This is a genomic window from Lichenicola cladoniae (genome assembly GCF_013201075.1).
GTDB classification, from domain to species: domain Bacteria; phylum Pseudomonadota; class Alphaproteobacteria; order Acetobacterales; family Acetobacteraceae; genus Lichenicola; species Lichenicola cladoniae.
Genome location: NZ_CP053711.1, coordinates 143,152 through 162,320, shown reverse-complemented (window position 1 = coordinate 162,320; position 19,169 = coordinate 143,152). Strand labels below are relative to the sequence as shown.

The following is a 19,169-nucleotide window of genomic DNA, read 5'->3' as shown; positions in this document are numbered from 1 at the left end:
TCAAGGTCGCAAAGACAGCCTGAAGAGTGTTCGGGTAAGCAGACACAAATCGCGAGGTCATCACGGAACTGTGAGCCACAAATCAGAGCAAGTCGAGCAAAAACCATAGCGTCATAAAATCGTCCCAATTAAGAGACAGCCTCAACAAACGTAACGAATGTCATAGACTGGGTGGTTATTGGATCAAGAACCGTCTGAGCACGATGAGCTACGCGAGCTACTGCAACAGCAGACCACCCTGACGCAGTTCGGGGAGTTCGCGCTGCATTCGGGCAGTCTGGACGAGATCCTGACCGAAGCCTGCCGCCTAATCGGAACAGCCCTCGGCACAGATCTCGCCAAGGTCATGGAGATGCGCGAGGACGGTGAAACGTTGCTGGTGCGGGCGGGTGTGGGTTGGAATCCTGGGGTTGTCGGTGTTGTGACCCTGAAGGTCTCAGACGTCACCTCAGAGGGACACGCGCTCAAGACAGGTCAACCAACCGCGTCACCCGACGTCAGCCAAGAAACCCGCTTCAGCTATCCAGCCTTCCTGATTGAGCATGGCGTTCAGGCCATCGCTAATGTTCTCATCCCCGGCAGCAACGGAAGACCCCCGTTCGGTATCCTCCAGATTGACAGCCGCAAGCCCCATCCCTTCACGACCGACAATTTAAACTTCCTGCGCAGCTACGCCAATCTGGTTGCTGCTGCCGTCGATCGCCTGCGTGTTCTCGACGAACTGCATCAGCGGGAAACCCGGCTAGACGACAGTGAGGCCCGGCTTGGCCGTGCGATCTCGGCCGCGGGAATGGGCACCTGGGAGTGGGACCCATCAGGTGACAAGCTCCACTTCTTTGCCGGCCGCGAAGCGTTGCACAGGCACGATGTTGGCGTTCAGCCCTCCCTGCCCGAGCTGCAACAGGTCGTCCATCATGAAGACTGGCCGGGGGTTGCTGCTGCCCTGGATCGTGCCTTTCGGGATGACCAAGAAGGCAGTCTGGCAGCCGAGTTTCGGGTCGTGCTGCCGGATCACACAACCCGGTGGCTGCTGGTGACTGGAAGTGTGGAGCGCACCCTGGCTGGCACGGCATCCTGCATGGCCGGCTTCACCCAGGACATAACGGCAAGCCGCGATGCGGAAGAGCGTATTCTGTATATGGCACAGCACGACGGCCTGACCGGTCTCTTGAACCGGCGCGCGCTGCACGAACGGCTGGAGATTGCCCTGTTGCGTAGTCAGCGTGGTGAGGGTTGCGCCATCCTGGCCATCGACCTTGATCGCTTCAAACACGTCAACGATACGCTGGGACATGCCGTGGGCGATGCTGTGCTTTGCTCGGTAGCGTCCCGTCTGCTCGAAATCACACGCGAGACAGACGTCGTGGCACGGCCAGGTGGCGACGAGTTCATCGTCATACAGTTTGGGCTGCATCAGCCACGTGATGCGGAAATCCTGGCAACGCGTATCGTCGCGCTATTGAGCCAACCGCATGAAATCGGCTTTGAGGTCAGCACGGGGGTCAGTATCGGCATTGCCCTGGCACCGGTGAATGGGACAAACGTGGAGCAGATACTTCTGTGCGCCGATCTAGCCCTCTATGTCGCCAAAAGCGACGCCAAGGATCGCTTCAGGTTCTTCAACCCAGGAATGTAGGCAATGCGCTCTAGCTTATCACGGTTCCGTGTCCGATAGTGGTTGCATGAGTGAGCAGAGAGCGGTCCCTCCGACGACAGCCTTGTCCCTTGAAGACATGATGGTGAGCTTGAGGCTGGAAAACGCTGACCTGACAGAAGCGGTGGCGGCCCGCGACAGCTTCATCGCAGTGGCAGCGCACGAGCTTCGTAATCCAATGACCCCGATGGTCGGTCAGATCGAGCTGCTGCTGTCCGGCGTGAAAGCCGGCCGGTATACGCCCCAGCAGATCGAACAACGCCTTGAGCGGATCCAGAGCCTGATGCTTCATTACATCAAGCGATCCGCGACCTTGCTCGACGTCTCTAGGATCACGAGCGGCAACCTCAAGCTCGCCCCAGCGTCCTGTGATCTGATCCTTGTCGTGAAGGAGGTCATCGAGACCTACGCCGAGGCCACGCGGCATGCCGGGGTCTCGATCAAGCTCGATCTGCCGTCGAGCCTTTCTGGCACATGGGATCAACTGGCTCTGGAGCAGATCATCGACAACCTGATGTCAAATGCCATCAAATACGGCGAAGGCGGTCCAATCGAGGTCGGGGTCATCGATCTCGGCAACACCATCTGCCTGCGGATCCGGGACCAAGGACCCGGGATCTCGCTCGACGATCGAGCGCGCATCTTTGATCGCTTCGAGCGGGCGGTCGGCGTGGACTCGCGGCATAGCGGCTTCGGGGTCGGGCTTTGGCTGGTGCGACAACTCACCGAGGCGATGGGGGGGACTATCAGCGTGGAGACTGGGCTGGGTGTTGGTTCGGTCTTCAGTGTCGTCCTTCCGCGTCACGGCACAGCAACCCCGACGTGACCAAGGCTCAGTTTCCAATTGAGCCCCGGGTGGCAAGCGGTGTTCCCGGCCTCGATATCATCCTGTCCGGTGGCCTCCTGCAGGGGGGACTTTACATCGTCCAGGGCCCACCTGGGGCCGGCAAGACAACGCTCGGCAACCAGCTCTGCTTCCATCACGCCGCTGGCGGCGGCAAAGCGCTCTACGTCACCCTCCTCGCTGAATACCACGCTCGGATGATGCAGCATCTCGGCAGCATGACCTTCTTCGATGCAAGCAAGATCCCGGACCAGATCACCTACCTGAACGGGTTGCGGACCCTGCATGAAGCTGGGTTGAAAGGGCTTCTGGATCTGCTTCGGCGCGAGATCGCCGCGCGCACTATCACGCTCCTGGTGCTTGATGGCGTCGTCTCGGTGCGCCGGGCGGCCGACGATGACCAGGCTTTCAACGCGTTCGTGCATGCGCTGCAAGCGGTCGCGATCGCCACCGACTGCACGATGGTCATTCTGACCAACGGACAGGGCACCAAGACATCCCCTGAACACACGATGGTGGATGGCATCATTGAGATGTCCGAGCAGCTGATTGGCTGGGCAGCCGAGAGCACGCTGCAAGTGGTCAAGTTCCGTGGCAGTGCCTTCCTTCGGGGCCGACACGCCTTCAAGATCACCAGCGATGGCGTCGTCGTGCATCCCCGCATCGAAGCCCTGCTGGCCCGCCCGTCGCGGGTCAACACGCAGGTCGGCGGACGCGTTTCAACCGGCAATGGCCAGCTCGACATCATGCTGGGCGGAGGGCTGCCCACCGCCTCCACCACGATGGTGATGGGCCCGTCCGGGGTCGGCAAGACGACGCTCGGGCTGGAGTTCCTGGCATCCTGTAGCGCGACTGAGCCTGGTTTGCTGTTCGGCTTCTACGAGACGCCGCCCCGGATCGACGCCAAGATTGGCGGCGTCTGCCCGCGCCTGCGTGACCTTGTCGATACCGGGATCGTCTCGGTGGAGTGGCAGCCGCCGACCGATGACCTGCTCGATGCCTATGGCGAGCGCCTGCTCCGGTTGGTGGAGACGCATCGTGTCAAACGACTGTTCATCGACGGCTTGGGTGCCTTCCAGCAAGCCGCCACAAGCCAGCCGGGCCGGATCGGCAACTTCCTGACCGCGCTGATGAACGAGCTGCGCGTGCGTGGGGTGACCACGCTCTACACGCTCGAGGTGCCCGACATCCAGGGGCCCAGCATCAGGACACCGCTGGGTGACCTGTCGAGCCTAGCCGAGAACCTCATCCTGCTTCGGTTCGTCGAGCTGCATTCGCAGTTGCACCGGCTGATCTCGGTTCTGAAGGTGCGGGATAGTCAGTTCGACTCATCACTGCATGAGTACGCGACCAGCAGCCAGGGGCTCCTGATCGATCCCACCTCGGACAGCGCGGAGCGTATCACCTGGGGGTACGCGCCTGTGGGCGAGGGCCGCGCCTAACCATGGCGATCATCCTCATAGTGGACGATGAGTTCGGGATCGCGGACCTGCTCGTCGACGTCTTGTCGGATGAAGGCCATAAAGTTGTGACGGCCGCCAATGGCAAACGCGGGATAGAAGTTCTGGAAACCGAGCGTCCCGAGCTTATCTTTCTCGACTACATGATGCCGATCCTGGATGGCGCTGGCATGTTGCAGAAAATGAGCGAGAATTCGGGCCTCCGAACAATCCCCGTCATCCTCATGAGCTCGATGGATGAAGAAACCGTCATGGAGCGCTGCAAGGGCTATTCGACCTTCCTCCGCAAGCCGTTTAGGATTTGGCAGGTCCTGGCTTTAGCGGCAGAGATTCTTGGGAACAACAAGCCCGGACCGACATCGCCGAGCGTAGATAATTTGCCTTAGCCGAACGCCTAACAAGATAACGGCCCGTGATAACGCGCAGGTACCAGTCCTTAGTCGGGACGTGTTCCAAAGAACGTGTGTTGATGATCGATTTGTGTGCTAGAGCCCTATCACGGTCTTTGCGCTTTTCGCGGCGACTGCTGGGCATGTAGCCCGCTGCTTCAGGTTAGGAGATCATGCTATGGCTGATCAAACCTCGGTCAGCGATGTTATCAAGCGAACTCAGGAAATCGTCATCCGGTCGCTTGCGACATTGGATTCAGGTGCCGAGAAGCTCACCAACGTAAGTCTTGTTCTAGCTGAAATTAATCGTGGATTAGATGTTTCGCGTTCTGCCTTAAACGGACGAAAGATATTTCACTTCTGAAGTAACCGCTCGAGGGATGAATCTGGCATGGGCGAATGCAGAGCGGTGGCGGGATCGGTGCGGCAAAAGCTTTCGGCATATTCCGTCGCACGCTCAGGCCATCAGAGTGACCATGACGGCCGGCGCCATCGTGGCGGACCACCCTCTGTAGTTGTCCGCCGGCACGTCCAAAGCCCCTGCGCAAGCACAGCCTCTGCTTCGGGCGACGGGCTAAGGTCGTTCCCCGTCAACACAACGTGCCGTGCCTACCACGATCAGTAAGCGTCGCGACGTTGACAGGTCGGTTTTGGGTTGACGCTTGCGGCGTCTACGCTGCGAGCGGCCTAGTTTCTGGGCTGGCGTTCGCTTCGGCCCAGGTCCACGGCAGCAACGTGTGCATCTCATGCGCCTTGGTGCGGCCGGAGACGATGCGCTCGAGCACGTCGGTGAGCCACGCCACTGGATCGACGCCATTCAGTTTTGCCGTCTGGATCAGCGTCATCGCCAACGCCCAGTGCTTCGCCCCACCATCGGATCCGGCGAACAGCGCGTTCTTGCGCGTCAGCGTGTTTGGCCTGATCGCACGCTCGACCACCTTGGTGTCCATCTCCACCCGGCCATCGTCGAGAAACACCACCAGGCCCGGCCAATGCCGAATGGCGTAGCGCATCGCCTTGGCCAGGTCGGATGCGCCCGATATCCGTGTGACCTGGTCGTGCAACCAATCGTGCAGCGCCTCCACGATCGGCCGACTTCGCTCCTGACGCACGGTTTGCCGATGCCCGGCAGGGTGACCACGGATCTCGGCTTCAATCGCATACAGCGAGCGAACCCGCAGCAGGAGCTCGGCCGCCAGCGGCGACGTGTTGGACACATACTCCTCGTAGAAGTAGCGCCGCATGTGCGACCAGCAGAACGCCAGCGTCACCGACGCGTCGGCACGCCCGCTGGCCAGTGCCTTGAACCCGTTATAGGCATCAACCTGCAGTACGCCTCGGAACCTGGCCAGATGCCCGGCCGGTCGCTCGTTCTTGCGGTCATCCAAATAGACATAGGCCGCCATCGGATGACCTGGGCCAACCCAGGGGCGGTCGTCGACCGCATAGCACCACAGCCGCCCGGTCTTGGTCCGCCCCCGGCCGGGATCGAGCACAGGCAGTGTGGTGTCGGCGGCGAACAGCTTCGGCGCGGCCAGCACCGTGCCGAGCATTAACTCATACAGCGGCGTCAGCCACCAGCACGCGCGGCCGACCCAATTCGCCAAGGTCGAGCGGTCCAGCTTGATCCCCTGTCGCTCGAGCATCTGTGCCTGGCGATACAGGGGCAGGGAGTCGGCGAACTTGCTGACGACCACGTGCGCGATTAATGCCTCGGTCGGCATGCCGCCATCGACGGGGCGCTCGGGTGCCGGGGCAACGACCACGGTGCCCTCGCAGCCACGGCAGGCATAACGTGGCCGCCGGGTGACCCGCACCCGCAGCTGCGAGGGCACCATGTCGAGCTGCTCGGTCCGCAGTTCGCCGATAGCATGCAACGCATGGCCGCAGCATGAGCAGGTTTGGTCCTCGACATCGACCACCACCTCGTAGCGTGGCAGGTGTTCCGGGAGCGCACCGTGGTTGCGGCCAGGTGGTTCGATGCGCGACTTGCGCGTCAGGCCAGTCGCAGTGACCGCCGCGTCCTGGCCAGCCTGATTGGCGGCGATGGTCTGCTCCAACTCCTCAAGTGCCAATTGTAGCTGATCGGGGGTGAGCTGCTCAGACCGGCGACCGAACTGATGCCGGGTTAGGCGCTGGATCAGCATGCGCAGCTTGTCGTTCTCGGCGTGCAGTTCGCCCTGCTGCAGCAACACCGTCCGCAGCATTTGCTGCAGGGTCGCGGCATCCTCTGGAAGAGCATTGAGGTCTATCTGCACAGCAAGATTGTGGACGATGCCGCCGCGTCGAAGCCAGCGATTTCGGTCAATTTCCGAGCAGACTGCTGGCTTTTATCCCGCCAGTTCCGGCCGCCGCACTGGCACCGGAGCCCGCCACTCGCAGCCGTCGAGCAGGGCCGTCAACTGCGGCGCCGATAGCGCAATCCGACCGGTGGAAGTGGCCGACGGCCAGACGAACTGGCCCTGCTCCAGCCTCTTGGTGAGCATGCACAGCCCGATCCCGTCATGCCACAGCAGCTTGATCAGCCCAGCACGGCGACCCCGAAACGCAAACACCGCACCATCGAACGGATCCGCGGCCAGCCCCTGTTGCACAAGCATCGCAAGTCCCGTCATACCTTTGCGCATGTCCGTCGTCCCGCAGGCCAGATAGATCCGCAACCCCGACGCGAGTGCGATCATTGTTCCGCCAGCACGCCCAAGAACCCGGCGGAGCGCCCGACCGTCGACCTGGGCATCCACGCGCAGCGATACGCCACCAGGCAGCATTATCTCTATCAGCCCCTCCAGACGCGACGGCTCAACGGGCGTGGGTGGCGGCGCTTCCAATGGCTCTGCCACAGTCTCCTGACCCGATGGCCCAGAGAGCTCCACCTGCGTGAAGCCCGGCGACGTTCGGGTCAGCGTCCCCGTGGCGCCAGTCAGCATCTGTCGCCGCCACGTGTAGAGCAGCCCGGTGCCGATCCCATGTCGCTGCGCCACCTCAGACGGTGTCAGACCGGGCCTCAGACTTTCCGCAACGATCTGGCACTCCTGCTCCGTCGTCCAATTCCGCCAGCGCTCTCCACGGACGATGACCTCCATGGCAGCGCCGCGCGCGCTCTTACGGTCAATCGTCTGAGTGGCTTCAGCATCGGTGAGCGCGGGCGGCAGCATCGTATCCATGCAGCCCTTCCAACATATTCAGCCACGCCAAAGCCATGTGCCGGTCCCGCGACGCTTACTTGTTTCCGGCACCACCGCCAGCTTCTACGGTGCGCGCCAGAGTGATCGACGCATGGCGAACGGAAAACGCTTTAAACCGCTGGGAATGACTGCGGCCAGTCGCACGCTTCCGCTGGGCGCTACAGTGCGGGTGACGAACTTGGCGAACCACCGTAACGCGCTGGTGTTGGTGACCGATCGTGTGGGGCGCCGCGGCCATGCGCTCGACCTCAGTCTAGGCGCCGCTCAACATCTCGGGATGCAGAAGCAGGGACTTGCAAGGGCGCGAATCGAGAGGGTCTCTTAGACCGCCGCTCGGCACCGTCAGCTACACCTGGAGCTAGTGCTATCTGCAACCTCTACTCGATCAATTCGAACCAAGCTGCGATGCGCGCCCTGGCAAAGACTATGTCCGACACAACCGGCAACCTGCCCCCGATGCCAGGCGTCTTCCCCGACTACGCGGCGCCGATCGTCCGCAATACGCCAGCCGGCAGGGAACTGGCCCTGGCGCGCTGGGGCATGCCGTCGCCCGCCTTCGCACTGAAGGGCAAGAAGACCAACCCTGGCGTGACGAACGTGCGCAACGTGGCGTCCCCGCACTGGCGGCGCTGGCTTGGGGTCGAGAGCCGGTGCGTCGTGCCCTTCACCAGCTTCTCCGAGCATGAGCAGCTGCCAGATGGGTCCAAGCCACCGATTTGGTTCGCGCTGAACGAGGGCCGGCCACTGGCGTGCTTTGCAGGGATCTGGACGCGCTGGACGTCGGTGCGGAAGCTAAAGGAGGGTGAGGTCACGGTTGACGCCTTCGGCTTCCTGACCACCGAGCCTGTCGAGCCGGTGAAGACGTATCATCCCAAGGCCATGCCGGTGATCCTGACCGAGGCGGAGGAGATCGAGCGCTGGATGACGGCACCCACGCCCGAGGCGATGACGCTGCAGAGGCCGTTGCGGGATGGTGCGCTGGTTGTGGTGGCGCGTGGGGCGAAGCGGGATCCGGATGATGAGCCTGAGATCCGCCCACCAGCATCCCTGAATAAGGATCAAGCAGACGCTGCCTTAGAATGGCATTAAGCCAAAATTGAAGGCGCGGTCGGTGAACCACGCGAACGCCACCAGAGCGACAGCGGTCGAAATGGCTGGCATGATCCGTCGTGGATAGACGCGCGTGTTGCGGAGTGCGAAGCCGATCGGCAGCACGACGAGAGCAATCGACACCTGTGCTGCCTCCAGCCCCAGGTTGAACGAGAGCAGGGCGATGCCAAGCGCCACCGGCGGCAGCGCCAACGGTCCAAGGGCGGTGGCGAATCCGAGCCCATGCACCAGACCGAACAGGAACGCCAGCGGCCAGCGACGCCCCGGTATGACGTGGAAAATGTTATCCAGGGCGGTGATCAGAATCGTCAGCGCGATCCCCGCCTCGCTCAGCCGCTCCGGGATGCTGACGATATGCAGCACTGACAGCGTAAGCGTGGTGCCGTGCGCCAACGTGAAAGCGCTGAGCACTTTAACGGACTCCAGGAACATGCCGCGGAACCGCGTTACCGGGATCAGCACGGCGTCGGGCCCGTGGCTACGCAGCTGGCGGTGGAACATTGCCGGCACCAGCAGCATGGTCACGAACATCATGTGGTCGATGCCGGTGAGCAGATGATGCATGCCGGTAAGGAAGAAGGTGCGGATGGTGTCGCCGTAGCCGGGCGTGACGTCGAACGTCGCGTCCGGCTGACCCGGAGACAGTGCAACTGCATGAGGCACGCCGGACATCATGACGTTGAGTAGCCCGCGATGCATCGGATCGAGGTCGAACATCAGCCCGTAGCGCACCGAAAGCCGGGTTGGCCGGTGATTGCAGCGTGCCACGAAGCGGAGCACTGCGTAGCCCCCGTCTCCCAACTCGTCCGCCAACAGCGTGACTGGGCCGGGTGTGCAGATGTCGCTGTCAGCACGCAGCGACAGGCGCGACATCGCGTAGGCGATGACCACGCCCTGTTTCTGTCGCAGCTCGCCCCAGGTTATCGCGCCATTACCATCGGCATCGAGGCCAATCGCGTAGTCGAGGTCGCGCAGTGCGATCGACCACTGTACGTCCATCATCCGGTCCTGCATCACGACATGAAGGTACGAGCTGCTGGCGCTGTGTGCGTCGGCCCGTCCGGAGCAGGCCAGGACGGCGAGCAGGGCCAGCAGGAGCCGCCGGATCACGACTTGCCGCCGATCGAGGCCATGGTGCGGTTGGCGAGTGCCACTAGGCGTGGGTCCTGCACGCCGTTGTCGCCAAGCCAGGCTCGCACTGGCGCCGCCGCGTTGGGTCGCCTTGCCGCGATGGCCGCCTCCAACAGGATCCGCGCATCCGCCGGCTCCCGCTGCACGGTCCAGTTCGCCAGCGCCAGCGCCAGCGCTTCGGTCGGGCGATGCCGCAGGGCCAGCATGTAGCGGGCCTCCTCACGCCGATGCACGGTCTCACCGCGTAGCCGGCTGGCTTCGAACCGCGCTTCGAGCTCATCCAGGTGTTGGGCAAGCTGGCCGCGTCCGGTCTGCTGCTCAGCAAGGGCCAGGCGCAGCAGTAGCGGGTCAATCCGTGTTCGATCGGCGAGCAGGACGACGACATCCTGCGGCCGGCCGTGATCGAGCAGCCAGTCGCTCCAGGTGCCAAGCAGGTAGGGATCGTCCGGATCGATCGCTAGGGCCTGTCGGTAGTACGCCTCCGCCGACGGGTCGCCGAGCCGGTCGGCCATCTCGGCCTGGAGGGTGAGGGTCCAGACGGCGATCCCGGGTTGCGCGCGCGCCTCGGCGGCGTTCTGCTGCAGCGAGATCGCGATTGCACGCAGCGCCACCGTCGCGCGTCCGGTCAGCGACATGACCGAGGCCGTGCAGGTATCAGGTACCAAGCCCAGCCGACCGCTGGCGACCTGTCCGCAGTCGCGGGACGCCGCCGCGTAATCAGCCTGGGCCTGGTGCACCGCGGCGCGAACGAGCCAAGCCTGCACCGAGTCCGGCTTGGCCGCGACGACCCGAGCTAGGGTCGCCAAGCTACCGGCGAAGTCGTGATTGCTCTGCTGCACGATCGCATGCAGAAGCAGCATGTCGGCTGGTGTGGCCGGTGCTGCGACTGGCCAAGGTGATAAGGCCGCCTCGGCGCGGCCGAGATAGCGCGGATCGCCGAGCTTGCGCGACTGCTCCAGATCAAGGCGGGCGACCTGCACGGCGAGCACCGGATCGTCGCGATTGAGCGCCAGCGCCGCGTTTAGTCGCCGCAGGGCAATACCCGATCTATCCCGGCTTCCCGGCACCTGCTCCAGCACCACGCTGTCACTGGTCGGGATCGACGGCGACGTCCGCCCGGCATGCAGCGGCATACAGAGCAAGGTGGCGACCAGCAGCGTTCGCGACGCCGACCACATATCGGTCCGGCGCGGGGCCGCGACCGGAACGACATGCGGTGCCTGTTGCCGCGATGCGACGTTGTGTGTCGTCATCGTGGCGCTCCGTTGCAGACGACGTCTCTATTCGTGAGCCGGCTGATGCGAGTCCGACAGGGGCGGCTTCACGTAGGGGAAGGCCGTCAGATAGTGGGTGTCATCGGTGTAGGCGCCGTCCGTCAGGTCTACGCGTCCGGATGGCGCGTCGGCAGGGGTGCCGTACAGGCCAAGCGAATAGAGCCGCCCCATTGCCACGCGTAGCGTGATGTCGACCACGTCGTCGCCCGGACGGCGTCCGTTGGGATAGCCGGCATTATCGCCGCCAATGACGCCGAGCCGGTTCTGCGATCCATACGCGGTGATCGGGACTCTGGTGTTGAGCCGCATCTCCTCGGCTGGATTGACCAGATGCGCCGGTGCGGTCACCCCGGTGATCCCGGTCAGGAACACGGCCACGAGGTCGTCTCTGGGAAACTTGGTCGGTGCCTTCAGGCTGGGATACAGCGCCTGGATCAGGGCGGGCACGGTCGGGTTGGTGACGTAGGTCGCGAACTGGGCATCGTTAGCCGGCAAAGACATGTTGAACTTGTCCTTATCCTTGAGCCCGATCACCAACTCATTCACTAGCGGATTGGCCAGTCGCGAGACCTGCTGGTAGGTGGTGTGGCCATTGATAGTAGTGCCAAGCGAGGAGGTGGTCCAAGCACCGACAACTGGATCACCCGGCCGCGTGACGCAGCTCGACGGTACCTCGGTCACGATCGACGTCACGTTCTTGCCCGCCAGATCGTCCAGCGCGGCTGCGTTGTACTGCTCGCCGATTGGGTGAACATAGTTTACCAAATCGAAGGTCTCGCCGAGATTGACGACGAACGGGTCCTTGCGCTGACCAACGAACACCCGGCCAGTACCGCAGCCAGGAATCACGACGTCATGTGTAAAGGTAGCGGCGTAAGCCGCATAGTTCGGCACTGATTTGTCGCCGATACGGTCGACTGGCTTCTGGAACATCGACTGGCCGCTGGTGTCCTTCAGCATGGTTTCGGTAGCCACGCCGTTGGAATAGGTCAGCAGGGAGATCGTGTAGATCTCGCCGACGTTCTGGGACGCATCGTTTCCAATGGCAATCGGACCCGAGTTGATCAGCGCGATCGCTACGTTCTTGCCGCCGACCGGCAACGTGATGTTGCGGTTCACCGGGTAGAAGCGGAAGCGTATCGTGTAGGTCGGCCGTCCAGTGCCGTCGAGATCAAGATTGATGTCGTAGAAACCGTTATGTTCCATGTCGTAGAAGTTCGGGCCACCGCCCGGGTCCTGCAGCGGAACGTAGTCGGCGATCATCGTCACGTAATTAGATCGGCCGGTCTCGTAGCTTCGGAATAAGAAGAAGTCGGACGCATCGAGGCGTGGCATGCCTGCAATCATCGGGGCCTCCCGATGGCTCGAAGCCGTTGCCGCGTTCATTGAGGCGAGCAGGGTGACTGCAGTGGCTGCAAGGAGAAGCTGTTTCATCGGACGCTCCGCATATGACTTCGGCAGAAGCCTTTTTGGCGGAGCCCAAACTAGACCACGCGTTACTGTTCGGAACGAACCGACGTTCTGGATGCAGACAAAGTCGTTTTTATAACGAACCTCTCTTTTTTGTGATATTTCTGTAGATGAGGAGATCACGTCGGACCGGGTCAGCACGATCCTGGATCTTCGTCCGGATGGAGATCCTTTCAAGTCGTACGATCCGACCGCCTCCGACGTCACCTTCCAGTGTCCGACGACGACCCAGGCGAATGGCAAGGCTAGGGCCTGTTAGCGCCTGAATCCATTCGGCGCCGTTCGCGTTCTGCCGCCTTTGGGAAGGGTGGCCTGGATGCTGACGGACGCACAGTGGGCGTTGCTTGAGCCGCTGATTGAGGCGTGCGCGCCCGGCAGCGAAGGAGCCGGCCCGGCTGATCGTCAGGATGTGGCTGCGTATGAAAGCGCCGCTGGACAGCCTGACCGCCGGCCAGACCATATCGCTGTAAGCCTTCCACGCATGATCCGCGTCGGTAGTCAGCGGCCCGCTATCGCTGGTGGCATCATAGAGCCGTTGCCACTCGGCCTGCATGTCCGTGAGCCGAGCACACAGCGCGAGCAGCTCAGCATCGCGAGAAGGACTTGCATTCATCGGAAGGCCCTCCCGTCCAGCACGGTACCGGCGGTGATTGCACGCCAGGTCGCGGCGTCGCCGGCTGGAAGTGGCGGCCGCTTTAGCCGCGCTTCGTCTGGGTTGTCGTAGTCGCGACGTTCTTTGCTGCGACCGACCTGGACAACCTTCGGATCAAGCAACCCCAGACCGCGCGTCAGTCGGTACTGACAGCACTTCCCGGTCGCACCAATCTGCTGGCCGATTGAATCCCACGGAAGGCCCGCGGTGCGGCCGTCGACGATGATGCGGTCCTCCTCGGCGGTGAAGGTGCGGTTCATGGAAGAGCCCAGTCGGCACACATGGCTCTCTGCACCCACCAGCGCCGGCAGCCGACATGCGGCCTGCCGACCCGCCGCCCGATTGCGCGCCAAGACGCGCCAGCAGGTCGGAGCGTGCAGATCGTGGCGATCTGCTCCGGGTGAGGGGAAGACGACGCCGGGTCATGCCACGCCCGCCAGGCGAGCAGCCGCTGCGCGTAGGCTGGCAATCCCGCCATCCTCAATGGAGTTCGCCACATCATAGTCAGCTGCGGCGACGCTCTCGGGCACGCCGGCGAAGCGGCACAGTCCGATCATAATCTCGGACAAGATCCTCGTGAGGCGGTTGGAATAACCGACCGCCTCGTTTTCAGTGAGCTGGAAGCCGCCCAGTGAGCTGGCTTCTGACCGCGCAAACGCCGCGAGGATCAGAACATCATCGAGCGATGCCGCCTGCATTTCTATGGCGACGGCCTTGACAGCTTCGTAGGCATTCCAGACCGCAGTCTCCGCAGGCGATCCCTCCAGGACGGCTCGGCGGGATGTGTTGACCATCAGATGCGCCCCCGCTGGCGATGCGGGACGTCGCGCCGCTGCTGCAAATCTTTTGTCAGCTGCCGGATTCTAACAAGAATATCCGCCTCAGCTTCGGGATCACGAACCACGACGCCAGGCAGCATGGGCTCAACAAAGGCACGCGGCACAGCGTCGGAGCTCATCTTGCCGCACATGAATTGCAAGCTGACCTGCCCATCACACATGTTGCCGCAATGAACCGTAATCGCGTGGCCTTCCCAATCGATCACGTAGTGGCCGCTTTTGATCCAACGGCCGCCATCGGTGGTTTCGAAAGCGTCAATCGGCTGAACCTCGCCGGTCGACCAGAGAAGCTTGCGGCCATCCGTGGTCAGGCCGATCAGCTCTGTGGTGCGGGTTTTGAGAATAGGAAGCCGGGCCATCAGATGCGCCCTCCTTCCCGGAGGACGCGCTCAAGCGCCGCATACGCGCCTTTGGTGCGATCGTAGAAGTCAGCCATCTGACTGGCGGCGTGTGCAGTGCGGGCCAGGTCGGCCAGCGACGCGGCAACGGCCGGCAACTCATGCGCGGCCAAGTCAGCGACGGCTTCGCGCAGCACGGCGAGCGGCTTCTCGCGAACCGGCAACCGGAAGACGTTGCTGGGCCGCGGCCGCAGCATGGTAGGAATCGAACTAGCCTCAGACATAGGGTGTCCCCCCTTCTGTTTGGGGTCAGGCACGGACAGGAAGGCAACTCCTGTTCGTGCCGACCTTGCCCAGCCGCTAAAGGCTGAACTCGCCGGGCTTAACCGCCCCGGCGCGGAAGGCTCGTATTTGGTCCAGACCCTGCGATGCGCGGCGACCTGGGATCAGGCGAGCAATCTGGTTATCGTCAGGTCTCCAGGCGGTGGCGGTGGCGGCGGCGCTGCACGTCGGCGTCGCGAGCCAGAAGCAGGGCCGTCTGAGCATCGCCAGCACGGGCCCAAGCCGATGCAGCATCGCGCAGGAAGCACTCACGGGCTGCGAGGGCGAGCGGCGTGTAGGCCGGTGCGTTCAGGGTCGCCGGCATCGGTGGGATGGCGATCGCGCGGTTCATGTCGACGCCTCGTTCTTGTCCTGGCGACGCTCGGTGCCGTTCCACGGAGCGCTCAGCGCATCGATGGCCTGCCGGTCCTGGTTGGTTGCGTCGCGGAACCCGAAGCACCAGCCCATGACGAAAGCCACCGCAGCAGCCACGATCATGAGGAGGATGCCGAGCATCTCAGTTCGCCAGCGCCAGCAATGCGGCCTCGGCGGCGAACAACGCCTTGTGCGCCCGCAGGAAATGCCCGCGGCGGCGGTTCATGGTCCCGAAGGCTTCACTGCGGCGTCGGGCAACGTAGCGGTCGGACGAGATGGCACGGTCATGCCGGTTCTTGCGGCCCATGCGATTGACCTCGCCGACAGCGGCCTTGGCTGCGCCATAGGCCTCCCATGCTTCGGCGATCGCATACTGTGCCAGCTCGAGGGTGCGAGCGGCTGCTTGGCGGGCCAGGGTCAGCGGGTCCTGCTTCGCCATGAACGCGGTGCCCAGGACGCTGGCTGGGCGGAACATTGGGATCGAGCGAAGCGGGTGGGCGGCTGCTTCTGGATGACGGGTCTGGTAGGACATGAGCTGCTGCCTGCGGTAACGTCTGCAGCTATGTATAACGTTAAGCGTTACCCATGACAAGTGGTTATCGTTAGACTTGTAAGTAAATCGTTATGGTGATAGGAAAAGTGCATGAGCTTGTTGACGCCCGCACTATGTCGCGCTGCCCGAAGCCTTGTGGATTTGACACAGGACCAGCTCGCGGCAGCGGCCCGGGTAGGCTCGTCTACCGTTAGAAACTACGAGGCGGGACGCAGCGTGCCGGTGATCAACAACCTCGTCGCGATACAGACCGCGCTGGAAGCGGCTGGCGTCCAATTCATCCCGGAGAACGGCGGTGGGGCAGGACTGCGGTTCAAAGTACCTGCGACAGGTGGCTAAACTTGGCGGTGGACGCAGTAGAGCAGCCCTGCGGCGCACCGCTATTCACGAGGCCGGACACACCATTGTCGCAGAAGTGCTGGGGATCGGCTGCGCAGCCGTTACTATCGTTCCTGACTACGATGCCGGAACCGCTGGATATTGTCTCACAGAGACGGGGTGGGGAATTGTGGGCATATGGGATTCGCGGAACGTTTGGCGGCCGGCAGGCGCTGAGCACCGGGCTCTAGCAATGCAGCGTCTTGCTGGTGTATCTGCCGAGCGCGAGTTGCTTGGGCGCGCCTACGGTGGCGCCTCGTGCGATCGCCGCGAAATCGCACATCTGATCGAAGATATTGCATTCTCTGTAAAAGAAAGCCGAACGCTGTTTTGGCGATTAGAACGCTTTGCAACGATGCTGGTGCGGCGCCACCGGCTAGCCATAGCAGCGCTGGCGGATGCGCTACTTCTACACCGCGAGATGAACGGGGACGCGCTGGCTGACCTGCTGGAGCAGCTTCTAGCAACGTCTCCAGTTGTTAGGTGTCATGGTGCTTGGGCACGTAGCGAGGCTGCTGCAGCCCTGGTGCTGGATCAATCTGTATGAAGGCTGGACGATGAACTACATCACTCAAGCCGCCTGGATGCACCGCAGCTACGGTTACGCGCCGACTTACGGATACCACCATAGTCTTGGGGGTGGCGGTTCCTGGGTCGGACACATGATTGTCTCGTCAGTGATCCATGGACTGATCTACAGCGTGATCTTCCGCGGGCTGCGGTACATGAGCCTGAGCGAGGTCATCCTGCTCCTAGTGGTCGTGATCGGCGGGATCTACCTATGGAACCGGAACCAGGGGTGTCGGAGATGGTGACCAACGATGTCGTCGATCCGGTGGAGGTTGTCCTCAACTTCCTGCGTACTCTTCCGGCAACTGACGGTGGCTCGCTACCCGCACTCGTTGCCACCTACGCCGGCCTCACGCTTCCGGAAGGCACCAGCGATCCCGACAAGCTCCTCGAGCCGTTACAGGACCATCTGAGAACCGGTGGTGTCTTCGCCAGAACGGGCCGGCTGATTGCAGCCGTCGCCTACGTCGACAGCATTCTGTATCGCTGGATCGACGCCATGCCGACCAACCGAGCGACCGCTAACTTCCTATCCGCCAAGGACCCCGACAACCCGCTGTGGCAGAGAATGCGCCTCGCCGCACCGCTGCGGGAGAAACACACGGCGCAGATGAACGAGCGATGGCAGGTGCTCAAGCAAGGCGATCTGAACCACGCTGCAATCCACGCCTATAGCGAGCGACTGCACATGGGCATCGTTTGAGCATGCCCGGTCAACCGGATAAGGAAGGCGTGAGATAGGAAAGAATGCCTAATCCGGATTCAGCCTTGGAATGGGAGAACATGGCCCATGAGGAGCTCGCCACCGCCGAGGATCTGGCCAAGCTAAGACGCTGGAAGGCCGCGTTCTATCACGGTGGGATGGCGGTAGAGTTCGGCCTCAAGTGCCGTATCATGCGGGTGCAGCGATTGAACCGCTGGCCAGACCGGGGTCTTCTTCATACCCACAATCTAGCCGATCTGGTCGAGCACGCCGGCCTTACGCAGCGCCTTCTTCAGGAAGTGGCGAATGTGACCGTCATCGGGATTGCTTGGTCGGCGGCGAAAGACTGGAGTATTGGGACACGCTATGATGCGCGGCCATTTCCTCCACGCCGGGGCTCGGACATGGTTGAAGCTGTTGGGCGACAGGGGTTGCTAAGATGGCTACTGGAGACATGAGGCTGCCGGATACACGGCGGGATGCCGGCCTGAGCCTACTCGGGTTGGTCGATCGCGTCGGCTTTGATGCCGTCGGCGCCGGTTGGGGTTATAGAGACGAGAGCCAGTCCTGGCGGTTCTATCTCTTTACCGAGATGACCGACACAAAGGGACCGCTTTGGGTCTGGACACGGCTATTGAAGGCGTTCAGCAAGCTCAACCTGCCGGCGGGCGTGACCCCTTTGGACGTCGTTATTGCCAGCCCGGACGAGTGGCTATACCGCACCCAGATGGTGAAGGCCGAAAAGGATCCGCCGCTCTACACGTTCATCACTGAGACATCTGATTTGGCGCGCTCTGATTATGGGATCGACCGGCTTTGGCTTCTTCGAGCCAACCCCGAAATGGTCTTTGTCGGCAAGGACAAAAAGAAATCGGCTCGGCGCTTCGACATGAAGGTGCGGCAGCTGATGGCGGCCTGATCGAGACCGAGACCGCACTCGACGATCTTGGTCAGCAGGAGGCTGATGCCCGTGCTAACCGCCCCATGGCGCCGACCAGACGCAGCCCCGTGGCAATCGTCGCAATCCCCTCCATGCAGAGAGTCCGGGCCTGCGTATGGCTGCAACCCAGCCGCTGACCAATCTTCGGCCACGTCAGGATCGGCCGGCCGGTGGACGCAGAGGCGAGGATCCGGAGTTGCACCGCATTCCGAACCGGGCTGGGCGGTGCTGGCAGCAGGCTGAGTGTCAAACAGCATTGAAAATTGGCTCTGACGCTAATTTGGTGCAGGTGATCATGGGCTGCCGACGAGGCGCGCTTCGAGCAGCTCGAGATTTGCGCGGCCATACAACTGGTGCTTTACCAACTTCAGCTTGATGATCTGCCCCTCGACCTGACCGCTGGACCACGGGGACGTGATGGCTTCCAGCACCGCTGCCACATCCCGGCTGATGCCGTTGGCAAATGAGCTGATTAGGCTTCCTTGGCGCTCGCAATCCACGGCTCGAGGCTCTTCTGCGCTTTCTTGCGGATCATTGCATGGAAGTCGGCGATAATCTGTCTTGCCTCGACCAATGCTGGAACACCATTCTCGATAGTGGCCACCGTCACGGTCTGCGACCGGCTCAGGCAGTCGCGTGATGTCGTCATCAATCGTGCCACGGTGCGAGCGGATGGGACGCGGCGCAATCGATCGAGGTCAATCTTGTCTGCTTGCCGGCGCCGGGTTGTCCATTCGCCGACAACGCGTTTCGAGCCTTTGAAGCCGAGCGGTTTCAGCCGCCGCCATAGATCCATGCCGTTCCTTTTCCCTGCCGCCCATCGCGCATCAAGCCACGGCAGGTGGATCTCGAGCGAGCTTTCCCGGGTGCGGAACACATCGGATCGCTGACCGCGGAGCACCCGCCTGACCAGGCCACGGCTATGACCGGTGTCAGATTGCACGAAATTGGGTCCTCCTCACTCTGTGTGGGTCTGGCTCAAA

Annotated in this window: 25 protein-coding genes and 2 pseudogenes; 13 read left to right on the top strand and 14 right to left on the bottom strand. The window is 62.4% G+C overall.

Annotated elements, in window-relative coordinates:
• Nucleotides 1-178: 178 nt before the first annotated feature.
• From HN018_RS26815 to HN018_RS26795, 5 genes are all read left to right on the top strand, one after another.
• Entirely contained in the window at nucleotides 179-1,636 is a 1,458-nt protein-coding gene (locus tag HN018_RS26815) for a diguanylate cyclase domain-containing protein (protein WP_171834192.1), read from the top strand.
• Nucleotides 1,581-2,480, top strand: a complete 900-nt coding sequence (locus tag HN018_RS26810) for a sensor histidine kinase (RefSeq protein ID WP_239479459.1) — start codon at nucleotides 1,581-1,583, stop codon at nucleotides 2,478-2,480. The genes HN018_RS26815 and HN018_RS26810 overlap by 56 nt, the downstream gene beginning before the upstream one ends.
• Nucleotides 2,477-3,940, top strand: coding sequence for an ATPase domain-containing protein (locus HN018_RS26805; protein WP_171834191.1), 1,464 nt, complete (start codon nucleotides 2,477-2,479; stop codon nucleotides 3,938-3,940). Before HN018_RS26810 ends, HN018_RS26805 begins: the two co-directional genes overlap by 4 nt.
• A 2-nt stretch (nucleotides 3,941-3,942) precedes the next feature.
• Entirely contained in the window at nucleotides 3,943-4,344 is a 402-nt protein-coding gene (locus HN018_RS26800) for a response regulator (protein ID WP_171834190.1), read from the top strand.
• A 181-nt stretch (nucleotides 4,345-4,525) separates the two neighbouring features.
• The gene (locus tag HN018_RS26795; RefSeq protein ID WP_171834189.1) at nucleotides 4,526-4,711 is read left to right on the top strand and encodes a hypothetical protein; all 186 of its coding nucleotides are present in this window, start codon (nucleotides 4,526-4,528) and stop codon (nucleotides 4,709-4,711) included.
• A gap of 307 nt (nucleotides 4,712-5,018) precedes the next feature.
• On the opposite strand, the gene tnpC is transcribed toward HN018_RS26795, so the two are convergent.
• From tnpC to tnpA, 3 genes and pseudogenes are all read right to left on the bottom strand, one after another.
• Entirely contained in the window at nucleotides 5,019-6,605 is a 1,587-nt protein-coding gene (gene tnpC / locus HN018_RS26790) for an IS66 family transposase (RefSeq protein WP_171834188.1), read from the bottom strand.
• Nucleotides 6,606-6,677: 72 nt separating this feature from the next.
• Complete coding sequence (tnpB, locus tag HN018_RS28955; RefSeq protein ID WP_239479477.1) at nucleotides 6,678-7,028, bottom strand: IS66 family insertion sequence element accessory protein TnpB; 351 nt, start codon at nucleotides 7,026-7,028, stop codon at nucleotides 6,678-6,680.
• 27 nt (nucleotides 7,029-7,055) lie between these two features.
• Nucleotides 7,056-7,430 (bottom strand): annotated as a pseudogene (gene tnpA, locus HN018_RS29665) (IS66-like element accessory protein TnpA); the annotation flags it as partial.
• Nucleotides 7,431-7,509: 79 nt separating this feature from the next.
• On the opposite strand from tnpA, the gene HN018_RS29660 reads away from it, so the two are divergent.
• Together HN018_RS29660 and HN018_RS26775 are read left to right on the top strand one after the other, a co-directional pair.
• Nucleotides 7,510-7,857 carry a septal ring lytic transglycosylase RlpA family protein gene (locus HN018_RS29660; RefSeq protein ID WP_171834186.1) on the top strand — a complete coding sequence of 116 codons (348 nt, stop codon included), beginning with the start codon at nucleotides 7,510-7,512 and terminating at the stop codon, nucleotides 7,855-7,857.
• Between the two features lie 41 nt (nucleotides 7,858-7,898).
• Nucleotides 7,899-8,621 carry an SOS response-associated peptidase gene (locus HN018_RS26775; RefSeq protein WP_171834201.1) on the top strand — a complete coding sequence of 241 codons (723 nt, stop codon included), beginning with the start codon at nucleotides 7,899-7,901 and terminating at the stop codon, nucleotides 8,619-8,621.
• Here the strand turns inward: HN018_RS26775 and HN018_RS26770 are convergent.
• The 10 genes from HN018_RS26770 to HN018_RS26725 form a co-directional block, all read right to left on the bottom strand.
• Complete coding sequence (locus HN018_RS26770) at nucleotides 8,607-9,752, bottom strand: HupE/UreJ family protein (RefSeq protein WP_171834185.1); 1,146 nt, start codon at nucleotides 9,750-9,752, stop codon at nucleotides 8,607-8,609. The two genes, HN018_RS26775 and HN018_RS26770, sit on opposite strands and share 15 nt — an antisense overlap.
• Nucleotides 9,749-11,026: a tetratricopeptide repeat protein gene (locus tag HN018_RS26765; RefSeq protein WP_171834184.1), complete on the bottom strand. Its 1,278-nt coding sequence runs from the start codon at nucleotides 11,024-11,026 to the stop codon at nucleotides 9,749-9,751. Before HN018_RS26765 ends, HN018_RS26770 begins: the two co-directional genes overlap by 4 nt.
• Before the next feature lie 27 nt (nucleotides 11,027-11,053).
• Nucleotides 11,054-12,658, bottom strand: coding sequence for a DUF4331 domain-containing protein (locus HN018_RS26760; RefSeq protein WP_239479458.1), 1,605 nt, complete (start codon nucleotides 12,656-12,658; stop codon nucleotides 11,054-11,056).
• A 468-nt stretch (nucleotides 12,659-13,126) separates the two neighbouring features.
• Nucleotides 13,127-13,429: a hypothetical protein gene (locus HN018_RS26755; protein WP_171834183.1), complete on the bottom strand. Its 303-nt coding sequence runs from the start codon at nucleotides 13,427-13,429 to the stop codon at nucleotides 13,127-13,129.
• 162 nt (nucleotides 13,430-13,591) lie between these two features.
• Complete coding sequence (locus HN018_RS26750) at nucleotides 13,592-13,963, bottom strand: hypothetical protein (protein WP_171834182.1); 372 nt, start codon at nucleotides 13,961-13,963, stop codon at nucleotides 13,592-13,594.
• The gene (locus HN018_RS26745) at nucleotides 13,963-14,367 is read right to left on the bottom strand and encodes a hypothetical protein (RefSeq protein WP_171834181.1); all 405 of its coding nucleotides are present in this window, start codon (nucleotides 14,365-14,367) and stop codon (nucleotides 13,963-13,965) included. Before HN018_RS26745 ends, HN018_RS26750 begins: the two co-directional genes overlap by 1 nt.
• Nucleotides 14,367-14,603 (bottom strand): hypothetical protein, encoded by a 237-nt coding sequence (locus HN018_RS26740; RefSeq protein ID WP_171834180.1) that lies wholly within the window; start codon nucleotides 14,601-14,603, stop codon nucleotides 14,367-14,369. Before HN018_RS26740 ends, HN018_RS26745 begins: the two co-directional genes overlap by 1 nt.
• A 212-nt stretch (nucleotides 14,604-14,815) precedes the next feature.
• Entirely contained in the window at nucleotides 14,816-15,019 is a 204-nt protein-coding gene (locus HN018_RS26735; RefSeq protein WP_171834179.1) for a hypothetical protein, read from the bottom strand.
• Complete coding sequence (locus HN018_RS26730; RefSeq protein WP_171834178.1) at nucleotides 15,016-15,183, bottom strand: hypothetical protein; 168 nt, start codon at nucleotides 15,181-15,183, stop codon at nucleotides 15,016-15,018. The genes HN018_RS26735 and HN018_RS26730 overlap by 4 nt, the downstream gene beginning before the upstream one ends.
• A 1-nt stretch (nucleotide 15,184) precedes the next feature.
• Nucleotides 15,185-15,574 carry a hypothetical protein gene (locus HN018_RS26725; protein ID WP_171834177.1) on the bottom strand — a complete coding sequence of 130 codons (390 nt, stop codon included), beginning with the start codon at nucleotides 15,572-15,574 and terminating at the stop codon, nucleotides 15,185-15,187.
• Nucleotides 15,575-15,685: 111 nt separating this feature from the next.
• On the opposite strand from HN018_RS26725, the gene HN018_RS26720 reads away from it, so the two are divergent.
• The 6 genes from HN018_RS26720 to HN018_RS26695 all read left to right on the top strand — a co-directional run bounded on the left by HN018_RS26720 (nucleotide 15,686) and on the right by HN018_RS26695 (nucleotide 18,165).
• Nucleotides 15,686-15,934, top strand: coding sequence for a helix-turn-helix domain-containing protein (locus HN018_RS26720; protein WP_171834176.1), 249 nt, complete (start codon nucleotides 15,686-15,688; stop codon nucleotides 15,932-15,934).
• 232 nt (nucleotides 15,935-16,166) lie between these two features.
• Nucleotides 16,167-16,520, top strand: coding sequence for a hypothetical protein (locus HN018_RS26715; RefSeq protein ID WP_171834175.1), 354 nt, complete (start codon nucleotides 16,167-16,169; stop codon nucleotides 16,518-16,520).
• Between the two features lie 10 nt (nucleotides 16,521-16,530).
• Nucleotides 16,531-16,788: a hypothetical protein gene (locus HN018_RS26710; protein WP_171834174.1), complete on the top strand. Its 258-nt coding sequence runs from the start codon at nucleotides 16,531-16,533 to the stop codon at nucleotides 16,786-16,788.
• Nucleotides 16,773-17,246 carry a hypothetical protein gene (locus HN018_RS26705; RefSeq protein ID WP_171834173.1) on the top strand — a complete coding sequence of 158 codons (474 nt, stop codon included), beginning with the start codon at nucleotides 16,773-16,775 and terminating at the stop codon, nucleotides 17,244-17,246. The genes HN018_RS26710 and HN018_RS26705 overlap by 16 nt, the downstream gene beginning before the upstream one ends.
• A gap of 80 nt (nucleotides 17,247-17,326) precedes the next feature.
• Nucleotides 17,327-17,704, top strand: a complete 378-nt coding sequence (locus HN018_RS26700) for a hypothetical protein (protein WP_171834172.1) — start codon at nucleotides 17,327-17,329, stop codon at nucleotides 17,702-17,704.
• Nucleotides 17,701-18,165: a hypothetical protein gene (locus HN018_RS26695; RefSeq protein WP_171834171.1), complete on the top strand. Its 465-nt coding sequence runs from the start codon at nucleotides 17,701-17,703 to the stop codon at nucleotides 18,163-18,165. The genes HN018_RS26700 and HN018_RS26695 overlap by 4 nt, the downstream gene beginning before the upstream one ends.
• Before the next feature lie 314 nt (nucleotides 18,166-18,479).
• On the opposite strand, the pseudogene HN018_RS28945 reads toward HN018_RS26695, so the two are convergent.
• Nucleotides 18,480-19,117 (bottom strand): annotated as a pseudogene (locus HN018_RS28945) (transposase); the annotation flags it as partial.
• Nucleotides 19,118-19,169 lie beyond the last annotated feature (52 nt).

Excerpts from the sequence above, each read along its gene's own strand:
- HN018_RS26795 (WP_171834189.1), top strand. The coding sequence starts at position 4,526 with ATGGCTGATCAAACCTCGGTCAGCGATGTTATCAAGCGAACTCAGGAA.
- HN018_RS26695 (WP_171834171.1), top strand. The coding sequence starts at position 17,701 with ATGAGGCTGCCGGATACACGGCGGGATGCCGGCCTGAGCCTACTCGGG.
- HN018_RS26800 (WP_171834190.1), top strand. The coding sequence starts at position 3,943 with ATGGCGATCATCCTCATAGTGGACGATGAGTTCGGGATCGCGGACCTG.
- HN018_RS26725 (WP_171834177.1), bottom strand. The coding sequence starts at position 15,574 with ATGTCCTACCAGACCCGTCATCCAGAAGCAGCCGCCCACCCGCTTCGC.
- HN018_RS26720 (WP_171834176.1), top strand. The coding sequence starts at position 15,686 with ATGAGCTTGTTGACGCCCGCACTATGTCGCGCTGCCCGAAGCCTTGTG.
- HN018_RS26735 (WP_171834179.1), bottom strand. The coding sequence starts at position 15,019 with ATGAACCGCGCGATCGCCATCCCACCGATGCCGGCGACCCTGAACGCA.
- HN018_RS26730 (WP_171834178.1), bottom strand. The coding sequence starts at position 15,183 with ATGCTCGGCATCCTCCTCATGATCGTGGCTGCTGCGGTGGCTTTCGTC.
- HN018_RS26710 (WP_171834174.1), top strand. The coding sequence starts at position 16,531 with ATGAACTACATCACTCAAGCCGCCTGGATGCACCGCAGCTACGGTTAC.
- HN018_RS26755 (WP_171834183.1), bottom strand. The coding sequence starts at position 13,429 with ATGAACCGCACCTTCACCGCCGAGGAGGACCGCATCATCGTCGACGGC.
- HN018_RS26765 (WP_171834184.1), bottom strand. The coding sequence starts at position 11,026 with ATGACGACACACAACGTCGCATCGCGGCAACAGGCACCGCATGTCGTT.
- HN018_RS26810 (WP_239479459.1), top strand. The coding sequence starts at position 1,581 with ATGTCGCCAAAAGCGACGCCAAGGATCGCTTCAGGTTCTTCAACCCAG.
- HN018_RS26740 (WP_171834180.1), bottom strand. The coding sequence starts at position 14,603 with ATGCTGCGGCCGCGGCCCAGCAACGTCTTCCGGTTGCCGGTTCGCGAG.
- HN018_RS29660 (WP_171834186.1), top strand. The coding sequence starts at position 7,510 with ATGCAGCCCTTCCAACATATTCAGCCACGCCAAAGCCATGTGCCGGTC.
- tnpB (WP_239479477.1), bottom strand. The coding sequence starts at position 7,028 with ATGATCGCACTCGCGTCGGGGTTGCGGATCTATCTGGCCTGCGGGACG.
- HN018_RS26745 (WP_171834181.1), bottom strand. The coding sequence starts at position 14,367 with ATGGCCCGGCTTCCTATTCTCAAAACCCGCACCACAGAGCTGATCGGC.
- HN018_RS26750 (WP_171834182.1), bottom strand. The coding sequence starts at position 13,963 with ATGGTCAACACATCCCGCCGAGCCGTCCTGGAGGGATCGCCTGCGGAG.
- HN018_RS26700 (WP_171834172.1), top strand. The coding sequence starts at position 17,327 with ATGGCCCATGAGGAGCTCGCCACCGCCGAGGATCTGGCCAAGCTAAGA.
- HN018_RS26715 (WP_171834175.1), top strand. The coding sequence starts at position 16,167 with ATGCAGCGTCTTGCTGGTGTATCTGCCGAGCGCGAGTTGCTTGGGCGC.